We start from the raw sequence: 17,674 nt of genomic DNA, 5'->3' as shown, positions 1-17,674 counted from the left end.
GCCGAGACCTAGTTGACCCGGCCGAGGTAGTCACCCGTGCGGGTGTCGACCTTGACCTTGGTGCCGATCTCGAGGAACAGGGGCACCTGGATCTCGTAGCCGGTCTCGACGGTGGCGTTCTTGGTGCCACCGGTCGAGCGGTCGCCCTGCAGGCCCGGCTCGGTGTAAGTGATCTCCAGCGTCACCGACGCGGGGAGCTCGACGTAGAGCGGCTCGCCGTCGGTCAGCGCGATGGTGGCCGTCTGCTGCTCGAGCAGGAAGTTGGCCGCGTCGCCCACGATCGTGCCGGGGATGGTGATCTGGTCGTAGTCGCTCGTGTCCATGAACACGAAGTCGTCACCGTCTTTGTAGAGGTACTGGAAGTCGCGGCGGTCGACATTGGCCGTCTCGATCTTCGCTCCGGCGTTGAAGGTGCGGTCGACGAGCTTGCCGGTGCGCACGTTCTTGATCTTGGTGCGAACGAAGGCTCCGCCCTTGCCCGGCTTGACGTGCTGGAACTCGATGACGTTCCACAGCTGGCCGTCGATGCTCAGCACGGTGCCGTTCTTGATGTCGTTCGTTGAAGCCATGAAAGAGGTGATCCGTTTCGAAGATGGGTGGGACCGACGTGCGGTCGTGAAGATTCCTGAAGAAGTGTACCGGCTCAGCCTTCGGGCCCGAGGAGCGCCTCGAGCGCGAGCCGGTACGAGCCGAAGCCGAAGCCCGCGATCACCCCGGTGGCGACCGCGGAGATGACGCTGGTGTGCCGGAAGGTCTCCCGCGCATGGGGGTTGGAGATGTGCACCTCGATCAGCGGCACGCCGGCCTTCGCGACGAGGGCCGCCGCATCCCGGAGCGCGTAGGAGTAGTGCGTGAACGCCGCGGGGTTCAGGATGACCGGGGTCGCCGTGTCGACGGCCTCGTAGAGCCATGAGATCAGCTCGGCCTCGTCGTTGGTCTGACGCAGGTCGACATCGATGCGACCGGCGGCCTGCGCGACGAGCAGGTTCTTCAGCGCGTCGAGGTCCTGCGAACCGTAGACGTCGGGCTCGCGGCTGCCGAGCCGGCCGAGGTTGGGCCCGTTGAGGACCAGGACGGATGACATGCGGCGGCTCCCTAAGACGCGATCTCTTGGTAGGCGGCGAACAGCAGCGACGAGTCGGGGCCCTGCAGCACCGAGGGCCGGGCCAGGTCGTCGAGCACGATGAACCGCAGCATCCCGCCGCGCGACTTCTTGTCGCGCTGCATCGTGGCCAGCAGCGTCGGCCACCGGCCGCCCGGGTAGGTGGTGGGCAGCGACAGCGAGTCCAGGATGGCCCGGTGACGGTCGACCACGGCATCCGAGAGCGAGCCGGTGAGCCGCCCCAGCTCGGCCGCGAACATCATACCGACGGCCACCGCCGCGCCGTGGCGCCACTGGTAGCGCTCCGCGTGCTCGATGGCGTGCCCCAGCGTGTGCCCGTAGTTCAGGATCTCCCGGAGCCCCGCCTCCTTGAAGTCGGAGCTCACCACCCGCGCCTTCACGCCCACCGAGAGCTCGATCAGGCGGCGCAGCTCGTCGGAGGCCGGGTCGGTCGCCCGGTCGACGTCGGCCTCGATGATGTCGAGCACCTCGGGCTCGGCGATGAAGCCGTACTTCACCACCTCGCCGAAGCCGGCCAGGATCTCGTTGCGCGGCAGGCTCGTGAGCAGGTCGAGATCCTCCACCACCAGGCTCGGCGCGTAGAAGGCACCCACCAGGTTCTTGCCCTCGTTGGTGTTGATGCCGGTCTTGCCCCCCACGGCCGCGTCGACCATGCCGAGCAGCGTCGAGGGCACCTGCACGAGCGTGACTCCCCGCAGCCAGGTGGCCGCCACGAAACCGGCGAGGTCGGTGACAGCGCCGCCCCCGAAGCCCACCACCGCATCCGTGCGGGTGAAGTCGGCCTGGCCGAGGATCTGCCAGCAGAACGAGGCGACCTCGATCCGTTTGCCGGCCTCCGCATCCGGAATCTCCGCGAGCAGCACCTCGTAGCGGTCGGTGAGCGACTCGCGCAGCTCTGCCGCGAGCTGACCGAGGGTGGGCGGGTGCACGATCAGCACCTTCTTGGTGCCGGCGCCGAAGCCCTCGGCGACCCGGCCGAGGATGCCCCGGCCGATCAGCACGTCGTAGCCGTTCTCTCCGGTGACGGGGATGGCGGTGGCGTCGGTCATCGACTGCTCTCTTCCGGAATGGGGGTGGACGCCACCGTGCGGCGGGCCCAGTCGGCGATCTCGGCGGCGAGCTGGTCGCCCGGCCGATCGGAGGTGTCGACGGTGTGGTCGGCGAGCTGCTGGTAGAGGTCGCGGCGCCGCTCGAAGAGGGCCGTCCAGGATGCGACGTCGCCGACGAGCGGTCGCTTGCCGTTCGAGAGCCGGCCGGCCACCGCGTGCGGCTGCACGGTGAGCAGCACCACGGGCACCTCGGCGATGTCCCGCTGCGTGTCGGTGTCGAGCACCGCTCCCCCGCCGAACGAGATCACACCCTCGCCGCCCAGGGCACGCACCACGGCGGCGCGTTCCAGCGAGCGGAAGTGCGGCTCGCCGTAGCCGGCGAAGATGTCGGCGATCGCGCCGTGCTCACGCACGACCAGGGCGTCGGTGTCGACGAAGGGCACGCCCAGCAGGCGCGCCACGCGCTTGCCGATGCGCGACTTGCCGGCCGCCGGCGGCCCGATCAGCACGAGCTTCATGCTGCCGGCCCTCAGCCGCGCACGATGTCGGTGCGCAGCGATTCCGGGATGGCGGCGAGGTACGACTCGAGGTTGCGGCGGGTTTCGCCGATGGAGTCGCCCCCGAACTTCTCGAGCACGGAGTTCGCCAGCACCAGCGCGGTCATGGCCTCGGCCACCACGCCCGCGGCGGGCACGGCGCAGACGTCGGAGCGCTGGTGGTGCGCCGCCGCATCCTCCCCGGTGGCCACGTCGATGGTGTGCAGGGCGTGCGGCACGGTGGCGATGGGCTTCATGCCGGCGCGCACGCGCAGCACGGTGCCGGTCGACATGCCGCCCTCGGTGCCGCCCGCGCGGTCGGTGGAGCGGGTGATCTCGGAGCCCTCGCGGTAGAGCTCGTCGTGGGCGGCGGAGCCACGGCGGCGCGTGGTCTCGAACCCGTCACCCACCTCGACGCCCTTGATGGCCTGGATGCCCATCAGGGCGGCGGCGAGCTGGGAGTCGAGCCGGCGGTCCCAGTGAACGTGCGAACCGAGTCCGGGCGGCAGGCCGTAGGCGAGCACCTCCACGACGCCGCCCAGGGTGTCGCCCTCCTTGTGTGCGTCGTCGATCTCGGCCACCATGCGGTCGCTGGTCTCCGGGTCGAAGCAGCGCACCGGGTCGGCGTCGAGGGCGTCGACGTCGCTCGGCCGAGGCAGGGGGCAGCCGTCGGGAACCCGAACGGGGCCGATCGAGAGCGTGTGGCTCACCAGGGTGATGCCGAGCTCCCCCAGGAAGGCGCGGGCGATCGCGCCGAGCGCCACCCGGGCGGCCGTCTCACGGGCGCTCGCGCGCTCCAGGATGGGACGGGCCTCGTCGAAGTCGTACTTCTGCATGCCCACCAGGTCGGCGTGACCCGGGCGGGGCCTGGTCAGCGGAGCGCTCCGGCCGCGGTTGGGGAGCTCCTCGTCGAGGGGCTCGACGCCCATCACCTCGGTCCACTTCGGCCACTCGGTGTTGCCGATGCGCAGGGCGATCGGGCTGCCGAGCGTGCGGCCGTGCACGACGCCGCCGGTGACGGCGAGCTCGTCCTGCTCGAACTTCATCCGGGCGCCGCGGCCGTAGCCGAGCTTGCGCCGCGCGAGGTCGGCGCGCAGCTGATCGAGTGTGACGGGGATGCCGGACGGAAGACCCTCGACGATCGCGACGAGTTCTTGACCGTGGGACTCCCCGGCGGTGAGCCAACGAAGCATGACTACGATCCTCCCACAGACCGGGCACCGCCCTGCGCGGCCGGGCCGGCGCGCGGCCGACGGCGTGCTCAGTCCAGCAGGCGCCCCGCGCCGTCGAGGCCGATGGCCGCCAGCATCGCGGCGGTGACGCGGTCCTCCCCGTCCAGCGGCAGCAACGGGTCTCCATGCACGAACACCCTGATCTGGGCGACGGCCTGATGCGCCAGCATGGCGAGCCCGGGCACCGCCGCGCTGCCCGCCGCATTCCAGACCGAGGCCAGCTCGCTCGGCCACGGGTGGTACGCCACGTCGAGCAGGGTGGAGGAACGCGGCGCGGCAGTGCCGGTGAAGTGTGCCGCGGCCCCCACGCCGCCGGGCAGCGTGCTGATGGTGAGGTCGGGCTCGAGCCCGCGCATCCGCTGGTCGTCGAGGGCGACCACATCGCTGGAGACCCCGGCCGCGCGGGCCGTCTCGACGACACCACCCGCCTTCTCGGGGCTCCGCAGAACGACGTCGACGTGCTCGGCGCCCGACTGCGCGGCCGCGACCACGGCCGATCGTGCGGTGGCTCCCCCGCCGATCACCATCACCCGGCGCGCGGTCGTGATCCCGGCCCGTTCGAGCGCCTGCCGGAGACCGTACACGTCCGTGTTGAATCCGGCCAGGGTGCGACGGCCGTCGGCCCAGTCGACCAGCACGGTGTTCACGGCGCCGCTGGTGCGCGCGACGGTGTCGATCGAGTCCAGCAGGGGCAGGATCTGCTCCTTCAGCGGCATGGTCAACGACAGTCCACGCCAGTCCGGCGTGAGGCGGTCGACGAACCCCGGCAGCCGCTCGCCCGTCACATCCTGGGCGTCGTAGCTCCACGGCAGCCCGAGAGCCGCGTAGGCCGTACGGTGCAGCAGCGGCGACCGCGAGTGGGCGATCGGGGAGCCGAGCACCGCCAGCCGGAACCGCCGATGCAGCTCATCGGGGGCTCCGGCCGCGAAGGTCTCAGACACGGTGCTACTGGATCTCGGGGTGATCGGCCCACCACTGCTGCAGACGCTCCACCGCGGCGGCGTGCTCGTCGGCGGTGGTGGAGAACACCGTCTCGCCGGTGTCGAGGTCGACCGTCACGAAGAACATCCACGGGCCGTCGGCCGGATGCAGCGCCGCATTGATCGCGTCGTCGCCCGGGTTCGAGATGGGCCCGGCCGGCAGGCCTGGGTAGAGGTAGGTGTTGTAGATGTTGTTCGGGTCGTCGCGTTCGGCCTGGGTGGTCTCCACCCGGCTGTGCCCGGCGCCGTAGGCGATCGTCGCGTCGGACTCCATGTTCCAGCCCTGCTCGAGCCGGTTGGTGAAGACGCGGGACACCTTCGCCATGTCGGCGACGCTGCCCGCCTCCTTCTGGATCAGGGCGGCGAGGGTCACCACGCGCAGACGGTCGTCGGGGGCGACGCCGGCCGCGTCGAGCGACTGGAACGTGCGCTGCACCATGGTGTTGATCATGTCGGCCGGGGTCTGGCCGGGCTGGAACACGTAGGTCGCCGGGAAGAGGAAGCCCTCGATGCTCGGCGCGTTCGCCGGAACACCCAGCGCCGCGTAGTTCGCGCCCGCGGCCTCGAACTCGGCCAGCGGCAGCCCCGTCGCGTCGGCGAGCTCCTGGTAGATGCCCTTCGCGCTCGACCCCTCGGGGATGGCGACGGTGAAGTCCACCTTGTTCGCCGGGTCCTGCAACGCGTCGAGCGCCGCCTGGGCGCTCATCTTCTCGGCGAGTTTGAACGTGCCGGCCTGGAAGACGGGGGTCGGATCCTGCTTCAGGAGGAGGTCGTAGAACGCCTTGGAGCTCGCCACGATGCCCGCCGAGGCCAGGTTGTCGCCGATGGTCTCGCCCACGTCGCCGTCGTTGATGACGAAGGTCACCTCGCCCTCACCCGAGCCCTCGAAGTCGGCGGCCGCCGGGCTTCCGGCCAGAACGCTCTGCACCTGCTCCCCGAACACGTTCCACACGAACACCCCGGCTCCTGCGATGAGGCCCAGGATGACCGCGGTCACGATCACCGGAGTCACCCAGCGGCGCCGGCGCTGCCGCGGTGGCCGCCCTCCGCCCGACGAGCGGCGCCCGCCGCCCGACCCGCGGCCTCCACCCGATCCGCCGCGGCCGTCACCCGTATCCGCACCCGCACCGAGCCCGAGGTCTTCGAGCCCGACCACCTCGACGGGGGTCTCCGGACTCTCGGCCGTGGCGACCGCTCCCGTCCGACGCGGACCCGGATCGGCCGCCTCCGCCTCCCGGGCCTCGGCCGCCTGGCGGGCGGCACGACGCGGCGACTCTGCCGGGCTCGCGTGGGGCGCCGGCGGCGGTGCCGGGTCCTGTCGGAAGAACTCGGCGAACGGATGATCCTGGGGTGGCTGTCGGTCAGTCACTACCTGTTCCTTGGCTCGGGTCGATGAGTATGCCAGGGGGCTTACCCGAGGCACGCTCGCTGTCGAGGGCGTGCTGCATGAGTATAACGGCGGCGACCTGGTCGATCACGGGGCGGGAGCTCCGAGTGTTCCGACCGGTGCGGTGCAGCGCTGCCTGGGCCGAGACGGTGGTGAGCCGCTCGTCGATCATGCGCACCGGGAGGCCGCCTTCCGTGGCCAGCCGCGTCGCGAAGTCCCGCGCATCCTGGGTCGACGGCGTCTCGTGACCGCTCAGCGACAGCGGCAGACCCACCACGAACTCGACCGCGTCGAGTTCGTCGGCGATGGCCAGAATGCGAAGCACGTCGGGCGCCGACCCCGACGCGGGCACATCGGCGACCGGGGTGCGGGGCACCGTCTCCACCGGGGTGGCGAGCATGCCGTGCAGGTCGGTGCGCGCCACACCGACGCGGGCCTTGCCCACGTCGACGCCGACGCGCACCCCGCTCCGCATGCGCTACCCGGCCGCCTGCGACACGGAATCGGTGATGGCTGTGAGGGCCGCACCCAGCGCCGACGCGTCGGTTCCGCCACCCTGGGCGAGGTCGTCCTTGCCGCCGCCGCCGCCACCGAGCACTCCGGCGGCGAGCTTGGCCAGCGCTCCGGCCTTGACCCCCTGGGCACGGGCGCCCTCGGTGGTCGCCACGATCACCACGGGCTTCGCGTTCACCACGGCGGCGAGGGCCACGACTCCGGCCTCGGTGCCACCGGCGACGAGGGCCTCACGCACTCCCGTGGCCAGCTGACGCACGTCGTCGGGCGACCGCAGCTCGCCCAGATCGGTGGCCACCAGGGTCACCCGACCCACGGCGCGGGCGCCGGCGGCCAGGCCAGGGATGCGCGTGGACAGCTGCGACGACTCGAACGCCGCGATCTTCTTCTCGGCGGCCTTGAGGTTGGCGGTGAGGTCGGCGATCCGGGCGGCGATCTCGTCGCGCGGAGCCTTCAGCGACGACGTCAGCTGCGAGACCAGGGCGCGTTCCGCGGCGAACTCGCGGAACGCCTCGAGGCCCACCAGCGCTTCGACGCGCCGGTTCGTGGAGCCGATCGACGACTCCCCCTGCAGATTGATCAGGCCGATCTGGGCGCTCGTGGCCACGTGGGTGCCGGCGCAGAGTTCGCGCGACCACGGGCCGCCGATGTCCACCATGCGCACCACGTCGCCGTACTTCTCACCGAACAGGGCCATGGCCCCCATCGATCGCGCCTCGTCGATGGGCAGCTCCCGGGTGACCACCTGCAGGTCGTCCCGGATGGCGTTGTTCGCGATCTCCTCGATCTCCGTGCGGGTCTCCACCGAGAGCGGCTGGTTCCACGAGAAGTCGAGCCGCATGTAGCCGGCCTTGTTGTACGAGCCCGCCTGGTGGGCCTCCTCGCCCAGCGTCTGACGGAGAGCCGCGTGAATGAGGTGCGTTGCGGAGTGGGCCTGGGTGGCACCCCGGCGCCACGACCGGTCGACGACCGAGCGCGCCTGGTCGCCCACGGCGACCTGACCGCTGGTCACCTCGACCCGGTGGCTGATCAGACCCTTCACGGGCTTCTGCACGTCGAGCACGGTGAGCTCGAAGCCGTCGCCCACGATGGTGCCGGCGTCGGCCTCCTGGCCGCCCGACTCCGCGTAGAGGGCGGTCTCGGCGAGGATGACCTCGACCTGCTCCCCCGCGACAGCCGAGGTCACGGAGACACCGTCGACGATCAGCCCGAGCACGGGTGACTCCGCCTCGAGCTCCTCGTAGCCGCGGAACACGGTCTCGCCGAGGGCGCGGAACTGGCTGTAGACGCTGAGGTCGGTGATGCCGAGCTTCTTCGCCTTGGCGTCGGCCTTGGCGCGCTGCTTCTGCTCGGCCATCAGCGACTCGAAGGCCACCCGGTCGACGGCGAGGCCGGACTCCTCGGCGATCTCGAGGGTGAGGTCGATCGGGAACCCGTAGGTGTCGTGGAGCAGGAAGGCGGTGTCGCCGGCCAGCACCGGGGCGTCGCCCGCCGCGGTGGCCTGCTCCTTCACGGCGGTGACCGCGGTGTCGAGGATGGTGGTGCCGCCGGTGAGCGTGCGCAGGAAAGACTCCTCCTCGGCGTAGGCGCCGCGCGAGATGCGGCTGAAGTCGGTGGACACCTCGGGGTAGGCGGCCTTCATGGCGTCGCGCGAGGCGGTGAGCAGTTCGGGCATGGTGGCCGTGTCGACGCCCAGCAGACGCATCGACCGCACCGTGCGGCGCAGCAGCCGGCGCAGGATGTATCCCCGGCCCTCGTTCGACGGGGTGACGCCGTCGCTCATCAGCATCAGGGCGCTGCGCACGTGGTCGGCGACCACGCGCATCCGCACGTCGTCGTCGTGGTCGGCGCCGTAACGCCGGCCGGAGATCTCGGCGGCGCGGTCGAGCACCGGGCGCACCTGGTCGATCTCGTACAGGTTCTCGACACCCTGCTTCAAGAAGGCCACGCGCTCCAGGCCCATGCCCGTGTCGATGTTCTTGCGGGGCAGTTCGCCGAGGATCTCGAACTCGGTCTTCGAGGTTCCCTCACCACGCAGGTACTGCATGAACACGAGGTTCCAGATCTCGATGTAGCGATTCTCGTCGGCGGCCGGCCCGCCCTCGACGCCGTAGGCCGGGCCGCGGTCGAAGTAGATCTCCGAGCAGGGGCCGGCGGGACCGGGCTGCCCGGTCGACCAGTAGTTGTCCTCTTTGCCGAACCGCTGGATGCGCGAGTCGGGCACGCCCGCCACCCGCTTCCAGATGTCGATCGCCTCATCGTCGTCCTCGTAGACCGTCACCCACAGGTCGCGCTCGGCCATCCCGAGCCCGCCGTCGGACTCCGGCGTGGTGAGCAGCTCCCAGGCGTAGCCGATCGCGCCCTCCTTGAAGTAGTCGCCGAACGAGAAGTTGCCGTTCATCTGGAAGAACGTGCCGTGCCGGGTGGTCTTGCCCACCTCCTCGATGTCGAGGGTTCGGATGCACTTCTGCACGCTCGTGGCGCGCGGGTACGGCGCGGGAACGAGGCCCGACAGGTATGGGATGAACGGCACCATGCCGGCGACGGTGAACAGCAGCGACGGATCGTCGGAGACGAGCGAGGCGGAGGGCACGACGGTGTGGCCGCGTTCTCCGAAGAAGTCGAGCCAGCGGTTGCGGATGTCAGCGGTGAGCATGGGTGCGGTGGTGTTCCCGGTTCGGATAGACGTGGACGACCCGCCGGCGAGAGCGCCGGCGGGTCGATGAGGTCACTTGGAGAGGGTGTCTCCGGCGTCGGCGATCACGGCGCGCAGCTCGGCCTCGCGTTCGCGGTAGCCGTCGACCAGCGAGTCGCCGAACTCCTTGGTCTTCTTGTCGAGGTCGCTGAAGAACCGGCGGCCCGACGAGGTCTGGTTCACCTGGTGCGCCACGGCGAATCCGATGCCGACGCCGACGATCAACCACAGGAACTTCTTCATTGCCTTCTCCTCGTTCGTTCCGGCGACGCCGGTGAGCCTTGTTTCAGACTATCGCTTCGACTTCTTCTTCTTGGCGGCACCCGATCCGCTCGCGGCCGGCTTCGCCGAGCGCAGGCTCAGCAGGCCCGCACGCACGGCTGCGCTGAAGCCCGCGATCTTGATCAACGGCCCGCCGACGGATGCGGCGAAGAGCGAGACCAGCGAGGTGACGTTGCCGGTCACCTCCTCCACGTTGCGGGTGATCGCATCCACCCGGGCGAGCTGCTTGTTCGCCTCCTGCACGGTCACCGTCGACTCGGCCAGGATGGGCGTGATGCCGTCGCTGACGTCTTTGATCGAGTCGCGCGTCTGGTCGAACACGCCTCCGAGCTTCAGCAGCGGAACCGCGATCAGGCCCACCAGCACGGCGAACACCCCGGCCGCGATCAGCCCTGCGATGTCTCCACCGGTCATCGTGAAACTCCTTCGATAGACGACGAAAGCGGGCCGCCCTGGGGCGACCCGCTCTCTAGTATGTCGTGACCTCGGGCCTTATCGGGCCGCGTAGTACTCGACGACGAGCTGCACTTCGCAGGTCACGGGAACCTGGGCGCGCTTGGGGCGTGCCACCAGGCGTGCCTGGAGCTTGTCGAGCTCGACCTCGAGGTACGCCGGGGTCTTGGGCAGCAGGTCGATGTGACCGCCGGCCGCAGCCACCTGGAAGGGCTCGGTGCCCTCGGAGCGCGTCTTGACGTGGATGAGCTGACCCGGCTTCACGCGGAACGACGGGCGGTCGACGAGCTGGCCGTCGACCATGATGTGGCGGTGCACGACCATCTGACGGGCCTGGGCCGTGGTGCGGGCGAAGCCGGCACGCAGGATCAGGGCGTCCAGACGCATCTCGAGCAGCTCGACCAGGTTCTCACCGGTCAGGCCCTTGGCCTTGCGGGCCTCCTCGAACGCGATCTTCAGCTGCTTCTCGCGGATGCCGTACTGGGCACGCAGACGCTGCTTCTCACGCAGACGCACTGCGTAGTCGCTGTCCTGCTTGCGCTTGGTGCGGCCGTGCTCACCGGGAGCGTAGGGGCGCTTCTCGAGGTACTTGGCCGCCTTCGGGGTGAGGGGGATGCCGAGTGCCCGCGAGAGGCGGGTCTTGCTGCGCGTACGCGACTTGGTAGCCACTTACGTCCTTTCATAGAAGTTCTTACGAGATGGATGCGCGCACCGGGGTGCGCTTGACTCCACGGGAGTCCAAGTAAGAGGGGTGTCTGCCGGGCGGTTCGGCTAAAGAACGCGATCCCGTCATCGAGCGTCGATCGGCAGCCGCTCCGAAATGACGCTGATTAGGCGACTGCAAGGTTAGCACAGCGGATGGCCCCAGATGATATAGACATCACCCCTGCTTTCCCCGCGTGATGTCGCGCAGTTTCGCGAGCCGCGCCGACACCTCCCGTTCGTGACCGTGATCGGTGGGGTCGTAGTAGGTCTTCCCGACGAGCTCGTCGGGAAGGTACTGCTGCTTCACCACACCCAGGTCGTCGTCGTGCGGATATCGGTAGCCCTTGCCGTGACCGAGCCGCTTCGCGCCGGAATAGTGGGCGTCCCGGAGGTGCTTGGGCACCCGGCCGAAGTTGCCGGCCTTCACATCCGCGATGGCGGCGTTGATTCCCAGGTACGCGGCGTTCGACTTCGGGGCGGTGGCCAGGTACACGACCGCTTCGGCCAGGGGCAGGCGCCCCTCCGGCATGCCGATCATCTGCACCGCCTCCGCGGCGGCCACGGCGATCGGCAGGGCCTGCGGGTCGGCGATGCCGATGTCCTCCGCCGCCAGGATGATGACCCGGCGGGCGATGAACCTCGGGTCTTCCCCGGCCTCGAACATGCGCGCCAGGTAGTGCAGCGAGGCGTCGACGTCGCTGCCGCGCACCGACTTGATGAAGGCACTGATCACGTCGTAGTGCTCGTCGCCGTTGCGGTCGTAGCGCAGCAGCGCCCGGTCGACCGACTGCTCGAGCACCGTGCCGGTGATCACGGGCAGCTCGTCGTCGTCCTCGCCGGCGTCGGCCGTCGCGGCGGCGAGGGCGGTGCCCGCGGCGGCTTCGAGGGCCGTGAGGGCGCGGCGGGCATCGCCCGACGCCATCCGGATGATTGCGGCCCGTGCTTCGGGATCGAGCTCGACGCTGCCGGCCAGACCCCGCGCATCCGTCACCGCGCGGTCGATCAGGATTCCGAGATCGTCGTCGGTGAGCTGCTCGAGGGTGAGCAGCAGCGAGCGCGACATGAGCGGCGAGATCACCGAGAACGAGGGGTTCTCGGTGGTGGCGGCCACCAGGATGACCCAGCCGTTCTCGACGCCGGGGAGCAGGGCGTCCTGCTGCGCCTTGGTGAAGCGGTGGATCTCGTCGAGGAAGAGCACGGTCGACAGGCCGTAGAGGTCGCGGTTGCGGAAGGCGTCCTCCATCACCTGCCGCACGTCTTTCACGCCCGCCGTGACAGCGGAGAGCTCGACGAACTTGCGGCCCGAGGAGTGGGCGATGGCCTGGGCCAGCGTGGTCTTGCCCGTGCCGGGCGGGCCCCAGAGGATGACCGACACCGATCCGGCCGCGCCCGAGCGGTCGGTGGCGAGGTTCACCAGCGGCGAGCCGGGGCGCAGGAGGTGCCGCTGACCGGCCACTTCGTCGAGGCTGCGAGGGCGCATCCGCACGGCGAGAGGAACCGCCCCGGAGTGGAGTCCCGGTTGCTGATGAGCCATACGTCTAGGGTACTGTGATGGGCCGACAGCGCCCGTCGGCACTAACACTGGAGGACCTGTGGCACCCAGCAATCAGGAGCGCGCCGCTCGCGAGGCACGAACCAGGCTGCGCGAGTATCAGGCCCGCCAGCAGGCGCACACCGAGCGCATCCGCCGCCGGGTGCGCGACAACGTGATCGCGGCCGTCACGGTCGTGGTGCTGATCGCCGGAGTCACCGCTGCCCAGCTGTTCTACTTCAGCGGCGGGCCGGGTGCGCCGGTCGCCTCCCCGTCGGCCACGCCGACCCCCGCCGCCACGGATGACGCGGCGCCCGAGGGCCAGAACACCGGAGACGTGCCCGCGTCGACCATCGCGGAGGGCCGCGACTGGACCGGGACGCTCACGATCAACGACATCCCGCTCGGCATCGAGCTCGACGGCGCCGCCGCACCGCAGGCGGTCTCGGCCTTCATCGCCCAGACCCAGGCCGGATACTTCACCGGCACCTCCTGCCACCGCCTCACCACCAGTGGCATCTTCGTGCTGCAGTGCGGCGACCCGACCGGCACCGGCACGGGTGGCCCCGGCTACAGCTACGGCCCGGTCGAGAACGCCCCCGCCGACGACGTGTACCCGAAGGGCACCCTGGCGATGGCCCGCCAGGGCGGCGACGGCTACAGCATGGGCAGCCAGTTCTTCATCGTCTACGACGACTCGACCATCCCCTCCGACGCGGCCGGCGGCTACACCGTGCTCGGCACGATCACCTCCGGGCTCGACCAGCTCCAGTCCACCGTGATCTCCGCCGGCACCGCCGACGGTTCGCAGGACGGCAAGCCCGCGTCGCCGGCCGTCATCACCGGCGTCACCGTTCAATAACCCGACACGGCCCGTGCAATAGGCTGGGGCCGTACTCCAGACATCGTCGACAGGATGGTTCCACCGTGACCGATAGTGATCAAAACCCGTGGGGTCGAGTCGACGACGACGGCTCCGTCTACGTTCGTGAGGCCGAGGGCGAGCGCCTGGTCGGCCAGTATCCGGATGGCACGAAAGAAGAGGCACTCGCCTACTTCGAGCGCAAGTACGTCGACCTCGCCGGTCAGGTGACGCTGCTCGAGCAGCGCGCCAAGCGTGGCGCTCCGGCGGCCGACATCGCCAAGACCCTCGCGTCGCTCACCACCTCGGTGGCCACGGCCAACGCGGTGGGCGACCTCGCGTCGCTGCAGAGGCGGCTGGAGGCGCTCACGTCCACCGTGAGCGAGATCACCGAGAAGCAGTCGGCCGAGGACAAGGCGCTCGTCGAGCAGGCCGTGCTCGACCGCACCGCGATCGTGGTCGACATGGAGACGCTGGCCGCCCACGATCCCGCCAAGGCGCAGTGGAAGAACGTCACCGCCACCATCGACGAGTTGTTCGCGCGCTGGCAGAAGCACCAGCAGGAGGGGCCGCGACTGCCCCGTGCCGAGGCCGGCGAACTCTGGAAGCGGTTCCGTGAGGCCCGCACCTCGCTCGAGACGCAGCGCAAGGCGTTCTTCAGCGAGCTCGACCAGGTGCACCGCGATGCGCGCACGCGCAAGCAGGCGCTGGTGGAGCAGGCCGAGGCGCTCGCGCCCCGCGGTGTCGACGGCATCGGCGCGTACCGCGACCTGCTGGCCCAGTGGAAGTCCACCGGCCGCGCCGGTAAGAAGTACGACGACGCGCTGTGGGACAAGTTCAAGGCAGCGGGCGACGTGCTCTACTCCGCCCGAAGCGAGGTCGTCGCCCGCGACGACGCCGAGTTCGGCGAGAACCTCACCGCGAAGCTCGCTCTGCTCGACGAGGCCGAGCCGCTCCTGAAGGAGACCGACCGCCTCAAGGCGCGCGAGGCCCTGATCTCCATCCAGCGCCGCTGGGACGAGATCGGCAAGGTGCCGCGCGATCAGGTCAAGCCCGTCGAGGAGCGTCTGCGCCGGGTCGAAGCCGCCGTGCGCAAGCTCGACGAGGATCACTGGAGCCGCAACAACCCCGAGAAGAAGGCCCGTTCCGAGGGCCTCGCCTCGCAGCTCACCGACGCGATCGACAAGCTGCAGCGCGAGATCGACGACGCCAAGGCCGCCGGCGACACCAAGAAGGTGGCCGAACTGCAGGAGTCGCTCGACGCCCGCAAGGTGTGGCTCGACGCCCTGGGCTGATCCGCGCTGGGCTGATCCGCTGGGCTGATATCCGGCTGTTTCTCCACAGCATCGGCACGGGCGCCCGTTGTCCACAGATGACGGATGCCCGTGCCGTTTCGGTGCGTCCTCTGCCAGCATCGGCGCATGACACCCGCACCTCCGTTCCTGCTCGACGAGACCGACCTGCCCGGCACCGAGCTGCGCGCCGCCACGCTGGACGGTGATCTGCTGGCCGTCGGCGGCCGGTACTGTCCGGTAGACGTGGCTCGCTCGGCCGACGCGGCCGGCCGCCGCGATCTGCGCGCGCTGGCGCTCCTGCCCGCCGTTCCCCGCGGCCTTGTGGCCGAGCTCACCACCGCCGCCTGGGTGCACGGCGCCTGGGCCGGAGTTCCTCGCCCGCTGGCGCTCTGCGTGCGCAGCGACCACCGAGTGCGGGCGGCCCCGAGCCCGGAGCGTTCGGTGCGGCAGACGGTGCTCCGGCCCGCCGACGTGATGGAGGTCGCCGGCCTTCTGGTGACGTCGCCGCAGCGCACCGCCGTCGATCTCCTACGCGTGCCCGAACGCTTCGACCGCCGCCGGGCCGCCTGCGTGGCGACGCTGCTGCTGATGACCGAGGGTGGCTTCGACCACTGCGCATCCGCTCTTCACGGGGCGGCTCATGTGCCGCACAAGCAGCGGGCACTCGAACGGCTCGACGAGGTGCGCCGGATGACGGTTTCCCGAGGGCCAGAGGCGACCGGGAGACCTCGGGGTCAGCCCCCGGAGACCCGGTACACGTCGTAGACGGCGTCGATGCGGCGCACCGCGTTCAGCACCCGGTCGAGGTGCGTGGTGTCGCCCATCTCGAAGACGAAGCGGCTGATCGCCAGCCGATCACTCGACGTGCTCACCGAAGCCGAGAGGATGTTGACGTGATGCTCCGAGAGCACCCGCGTCACATCGCTCAGCAGCCCCGAGCGGTCGAGTGCCTCCACCTGGATCTGAACGAGGAAGACGCTCTTGGAGGAGGGTGCCCACTCCACGTCGATGATTCGTTCGGGCTCATTGAGCAGAGACGCCACGTTGTGGCAGTCGGCCTGGTGCACCGACACACCGGAGCCACGGGTGACGAAGCCCACGATGTCGTCGCCCGGCACCGGGGTGCAGCACTTCGCGAGCTTCACCAGGATGTCAGGGGCGCCGCGCACGAGAACGCCGGAGTCGCTGTGCGTGACACGCGGCCGGTTGCCCACGAACACGTCGACGTCGGAGTCGTCGCTCTCCACCTCGGTCTGCAGCGAGGCGATGACCTTCTCGATCACCGACTGGGTGGAGATGTGCCCCTCACCGATGGCGGCGTAGAGCCCCGACACGTTGTCGTAGTGCAGCTGCGAGGCCACATCGGCGATCGAATCCTGGCTCATCAGCTTCTGCAGAGGCAGGTTCTGCTTGCGCATCGCCCGGGCGATGGCGTCGCGACCCTGTTCGATGGCCTCGTCGCGGCGCTCCTTCGTGAACCACTGGCGGATCTTGTTGCGCGCCCGGGGGCTCTGCACGAAGCTGAGCCAGTCCTGCGACGGGCCGGAATCGGGATTCTTCGAGGTGAAGACCTCCACCACGTCACCGGAGCCCAGCGTGGAGTCCAGCGGCACGAGTCGCCCGTTGACCTTGGCTCCCATGGTGCGATGCCCCACCTCGGTGTGCACGGCGTAGGCGAAGTCGACCGGGGTCGCCCCAGCCGGAAGGCCGATCACCTTGCCCTTCGGGGTGAAGACGTACACCTCCTTCGCACCGATCTCGAACCGCAGGGAATCGAGGAACTCCCCCGGATCGACCGTCTCGGCCTGCCAGTCGGAGATGCGGGCGAGCCACGCCATGTCGGTGTCGGGCATCCCCGCCGGAGCCGTCTGCGACGACTTGCTGCCGTTCACGCGCTCCTTGTACTTCCAGTGCGCGGCCACACCGTACTCAGCACGCTGATGCATCTCGTTCGTGCGGATCTGGATCTCGACCGGGCGCCCGCCCGGGCCGATCACCGTCGTATGCAGCGACTGATAGAGGTTGAACTTCGGGGTCGCGATGTAGTCCTTGAAGCGGCCGGGGATCGGATTCCAGCGGGCGTGGATCGACCCGAGCACGGCGTAGCAGTCGCGCACCGTGTTCACCAGCACCCGGATGCCCACCAGGTCGTAGATCTCGTCGAACTCGCGGCCGCGCACGATCATCTTCTGATAGATCGAGTAGTACTGCTTCGGGCGGCCAACCACCTTGCCGCGGATACGGCCGGTCTTGAGGTCGTCGCCCACCGCGTCGATCACCTGCTGCACGTACTCCTCGCGCTGCGGGGTGCGCTGGCGAACCAGATTCTCGATCTCCACGTAGAGCTTGGGGTACAGCACGGCGAACGAGAGGTCTTCGAGCTCCCACTTGATCGACTGGATGCCGAGCCGGTGCGCGAGCGGCGCGTAGATCTCCAGCGTCTCCTTGGCCTTCCGTGCGGCCGACTCGGCCGGCACGAAGCCCCAGGTGCGCGCGTTGTGAAGCCGGTCGCTGAGCTTGATGATGAGCACCCGGATGTCGCGCGACATCGCCACGATCATCTTGCGCACCGTCTCGGCCTGTGCGCTGTCGCCGTACTTCACCTTGTCGAGCTTGGTGACGCCGTCGACCAGCATCGCCACCTCGTCACCGAAGTCGTGCCGCAGCATGTCCAGCGAGTAGTCGGTGTCCTCCACCGTGTCGTGCAGCAGCGCGGCCGCCACCGCCTTCGATCCGAGCCCGAGCTCGGCGAGGATCTGGGCCACGGCGATCGGATGCGTGATGTACGGCTCGCCGCTCCGGCGCTTCTGGCCGTCATGGGCGCGTTCCGCCGTCGCGTACGCACGCTCCAGGATGGTGAGGTCGGCTTTGGGGTGGTTGGCCCGCACCGTGCGCAGGAGCTCGTCGACCGCGCCGGCGGGCTGAGCCCGCGAGAACAGCCGGGGCACCAGGCGGCGCAGCGCTGCGGTCGAGGTGGTGCTCGTCTCGGTCATGTCAGGCCTCCACCTCGATTATCCCTCAGCGCGCGGGG

The 17,674-nt window shown here is 69.7% G+C and carries 17 protein-coding genes; 3 read left to right on the top strand and 14 right to left on the bottom strand.

The features are described 5' to 3' along the window. Positions 1 to 8: 8 nt before the first annotated feature. From efp to ACEXOR_RS09940, 13 genes are all read right to left on the bottom strand, one after another. Positions 9 to 569, bottom strand: a complete 561-nt coding sequence (gene efp, locus ACEXOR_RS10000) for an elongation factor P (protein ID WP_374849475.1) — start codon at positions 567 to 569, stop codon at positions 9 to 11. A gap of 74 nt (positions 570 to 643) precedes the next feature. After that, positions 644 to 1,084: a type II 3-dehydroquinate dehydratase gene (aroQ, locus tag ACEXOR_RS09995; RefSeq protein WP_374849474.1), complete on the bottom strand. Its 441-nt coding sequence runs from the start codon at positions 1,082 to 1,084 to the stop codon at positions 644 to 646. A gap of 11 nt (positions 1,085 to 1,095) precedes the next feature. After that, complete coding sequence (aroB, locus tag ACEXOR_RS09990) at positions 1,096 to 2,172, bottom strand: 3-dehydroquinate synthase (protein WP_374849472.1); 1,077 nt, start codon at positions 2,170 to 2,172, stop codon at positions 1,096 to 1,098. Further along, positions 2,169 to 2,690, bottom strand: a complete 522-nt coding sequence (locus tag ACEXOR_RS09985) for a shikimate kinase (RefSeq protein WP_374849470.1) — start codon at positions 2,688 to 2,690, stop codon at positions 2,169 to 2,171. Before ACEXOR_RS09985 ends, aroB begins: the two co-directional genes overlap by 4 nt. A gap of 11 nt (positions 2,691 to 2,701) precedes the next feature. Continuing rightward, on the bottom strand, positions 2,702 to 3,901 hold the full coding sequence (aroC, locus tag ACEXOR_RS09980; protein WP_374849468.1) for a chorismate synthase: 1,200 nt from the start codon (positions 3,899 to 3,901) through the stop codon (positions 2,702 to 2,704). Between the two features lie 68 nt (positions 3,902 to 3,969). Next, positions 3,970 to 4,881 carry a shikimate dehydrogenase gene (locus ACEXOR_RS09975; protein ID WP_374849466.1) on the bottom strand — a complete coding sequence of 304 codons (912 nt, stop codon included), beginning with the start codon at positions 4,879 to 4,881 and terminating at the stop codon, positions 3,970 to 3,972. 4 nt (positions 4,882 to 4,885) lie between these two features. After that, a complete protein-coding gene (mltG, locus tag ACEXOR_RS09970; RefSeq protein ID WP_374849465.1) occupies positions 4,886 to 6,289 on the bottom strand; it encodes an endolytic transglycosylase MltG in 1,404 nt (467 codons plus the stop codon). Continuing rightward, positions 6,282 to 6,782 carry a Holliday junction resolvase RuvX gene (ruvX, locus tag ACEXOR_RS09965; RefSeq protein WP_374849463.1) on the bottom strand — a complete coding sequence of 167 codons (501 nt, stop codon included), beginning with the start codon at positions 6,780 to 6,782 and terminating at the stop codon, positions 6,282 to 6,284. Before ruvX ends, mltG begins: the two co-directional genes overlap by 8 nt. A gap of 3 nt (positions 6,783 to 6,785) precedes the next feature. Then, a complete protein-coding gene (gene alaS, locus ACEXOR_RS09960; protein ID WP_374849462.1) occupies positions 6,786 to 9,476 on the bottom strand; it encodes an alanine--tRNA ligase in 2,691 nt (896 codons plus the stop codon). Positions 9,477 to 9,548: 72 nt separating this feature from the next. After that, on the bottom strand, positions 9,549 to 9,758 hold the full coding sequence (locus tag ACEXOR_RS09955) for a hypothetical protein (RefSeq protein ID WP_374849461.1): 210 nt from the start codon (positions 9,756 to 9,758) through the stop codon (positions 9,549 to 9,551). Between the two features lie 48 nt (positions 9,759 to 9,806). Then, a complete protein-coding gene (locus ACEXOR_RS09950) occupies positions 9,807 to 10,211 on the bottom strand; it encodes a DUF948 domain-containing protein (RefSeq protein ID WP_374849460.1) in 405 nt (134 codons plus the stop codon). Positions 10,212 to 10,289: 78 nt separating this feature from the next. Further along, positions 10,290 to 10,919 (bottom strand): 30S ribosomal protein S4, encoded by a 630-nt coding sequence (gene rpsD, locus ACEXOR_RS09945; protein ID WP_374849459.1) that lies wholly within the window; start codon positions 10,917 to 10,919, stop codon positions 10,290 to 10,292. Positions 10,920 to 11,130: 211 nt separating this feature from the next. Further along, positions 11,131 to 12,489: a replication-associated recombination protein A gene (locus ACEXOR_RS09940; protein ID WP_374849458.1), complete on the bottom strand. Its 1,359-nt coding sequence runs from the start codon at positions 12,487 to 12,489 to the stop codon at positions 11,131 to 11,133. Between the two features lie 58 nt (positions 12,490 to 12,547). Here ACEXOR_RS09940 and ACEXOR_RS09935 point away from each other — a divergent pair, with 58 nt between their 5' ends. The 3 genes from ACEXOR_RS09935 to ACEXOR_RS09925 all read left to right on the top strand — a co-directional run bounded on the left by ACEXOR_RS09935 (position 12,548) and on the right by ACEXOR_RS09925 (position 15,408). Further along, positions 12,548 to 13,348, top strand: a complete 801-nt coding sequence (locus tag ACEXOR_RS09935; protein ID WP_374849457.1) for a peptidylprolyl isomerase — start codon at positions 12,548 to 12,550, stop codon at positions 13,346 to 13,348. 65 nt (positions 13,349 to 13,413) lie between these two features. Continuing rightward, positions 13,414 to 14,643, top strand: a complete 1,230-nt coding sequence (locus ACEXOR_RS09930; protein ID WP_374849456.1) for a DUF349 domain-containing protein — start codon at positions 13,414 to 13,416, stop codon at positions 14,641 to 14,643. A 126-nt stretch (positions 14,644 to 14,769) separates the two neighbouring features. After that, on the top strand, positions 14,770 to 15,408 hold the full coding sequence (locus tag ACEXOR_RS09925; RefSeq protein ID WP_374849454.1) for a type IV toxin-antitoxin system AbiEi family antitoxin: 639 nt from the start codon (positions 14,770 to 14,772) through the stop codon (positions 15,406 to 15,408). Here the strand turns inward: ACEXOR_RS09925 and ACEXOR_RS09920 are convergent. After that, on the bottom strand, positions 15,378 to 17,636 hold the full coding sequence (locus ACEXOR_RS09920; RefSeq protein ID WP_374849453.1) for a RelA/SpoT family protein: 2,259 nt from the start codon (positions 17,634 to 17,636) through the stop codon (positions 15,378 to 15,380). The genes ACEXOR_RS09925 and ACEXOR_RS09920 overlap by 31 nt on opposite strands. Positions 17,637 to 17,674: the final 38 nt, after the last annotated feature.

Source organism: Herbiconiux liangxiaofengii, from assembly GCF_041927335.1.
In the GTDB taxonomy this organism is placed as follows: domain Bacteria; phylum Actinomycetota; class Actinomycetes; order Actinomycetales; family Microbacteriaceae; genus Herbiconiux; species Herbiconiux liangxiaofengii.
This window is presented reverse-complemented; position numbering and strand designations above follow the sequence as displayed.